Annotated in this window: 1 protein-coding gene and 1 pseudogene; both read left to right on the forward strand. The window is 45.9% G+C overall.

Annotated features, from left to right (window positions below):
- Positions 1-1,503 (forward strand): SusD/RagB family nutrient-binding outer membrane lipoprotein (locus ACZM60_RS14710; RefSeq protein ID WP_489521866.1); only part of this gene is annotated, 1,503 nt, incomplete at its 5' end.
- 43 nt (positions 1,504-1,546) lie between these two features.
- A pseudogene (locus ACZM60_RS14715) lies at positions 1,547-1,639 on the forward strand (endonuclease/exonuclease/phosphatase family protein); the annotation flags it as partial.

Below are 1,639 nucleotides of genomic sequence, written 5' to 3' on the forward strand. Positions count from 1 at the left end.
CTGACTCATGATATCTATGCCGGTTATTGGGGAAACAATGTCAGCGGCTTTGTGAATCAGGCGCCTACCTATTCTTATACGGATGGATGGTCGGCCAGCCGCTGGAAGCATTTCTATGATGACCGCAGCACTTCGGAATACAGCCAGTTGGTCAAGACATTCTATTTCTGCAATAAGGATTATTACCATACGGCATTCTATATCACCCGTATTTATTATGCTTTCTTGTTGTCCATGCAGACGGACACTTACGGAGATATTCCTGTAGCCTACTATGTGAAGGGAGCCATGCCACCGGAAGAAAATGTGACCTATACACCTCAAAAGGAAGTTTATAATATCCTTTTCCAGCTGTTGGATCAGGCAATAACAGAGTTGCATCAGGAAAATCTTCCTGCTGTCAGTCAGTATGATTTAGGTGACAATGACAAATGTTATGGGGGTGATGTGGACAAATGGCGTCGTTTTGCCAATACACTGCGTTTGCGCCTTGCTTTGCGTGTATCCAATGTAGACCCGGCTTTGGCCCAGACTCAGGCAAAGGCGGCTTTGACAGACCCTGCCGGTTTGATGCAAAGTCAGGATGACAATATGAAGCAGACTCCGAAACGTCAGTATATCGCCGGCGGTAATGAAAATATCTACGCGTTGTTGTTCAGTTGGACCGGCAATGCTGTATTGTCGAAAGAAATGGAACGGGCTTATAAGAATCAGGCTTTGAAAGAAGGTGCGGCAGCCGATGCCGTTACTTTCAATGAGAGTTCTGAGAACTGTTATCTCGACCCTCGTTGTGAAGTTTTATGGTTCCGTCCTACTCCGTTTGATTCGTTGACTACCAGTCCGCTTCCTACAGAGAATCTGAAGAGAGATTTCAACGGAGTGATGAATGGAGAAACCAATGTAGGCGGTTCTTATCTGAACAGATATTCTGCCAACCGCTGTATTCTGTCATCTGATGCCATGAACAAGGATTATTGGTGGAATCTGGCTCGTGAAATTGTCTGGATGGGTTATGCTGAAAGCTTGTTCCTGAAAGCGGAAGCGGCATTGCGCTGGCCGTCATTGGTGGATGAAACAGCCGAAGCCCTTTATTTGAAAGGTATCAAGGCATCTATGGATTATTATGAAATTGATGCGGACAAGGCCAATGAATACATCAGTCATCTGGATGGCGTAAAAGCATTTACCGGTGGTAGCAAGGAAGAACAGTTGGAACAGATTATTACTCAGAAGTGGATTGCCGTTTTCCCGAATGGAAATGAGGGATGGGCGGAAGTGCGCCGTACCGACTATCCGCGTTATCTGCTGGCTCCGGTCAATGGAAACAATTCCAATGGAGAAGTGGCGTCCGGCAAGCTTATCAAACGCATCAACTATCCTAACAGCGAGTCCCGTAACCCCAATAAACCGGGCAATGTGAATCAGGGTAGCCGTGTATGGTGGGATGTGGCCGATACGATGAATGATAGAGGTCAGTGGCATACTCCGAATAATTTCCGCTAGAAATTGCTATCTTTGTATCCTAGGGAACATAAAAAGAAACAAAATGAAGCAAATTCTATTTTTATTGGCAGCCGTCCTGTTATTGGGCGGCTGTGCGGAAGAGAAGAAGACCGACGTTCGTTGGGCTACTTTTAAT

Source organism: Phocaeicola sp., from assembly GCF_057861905.1.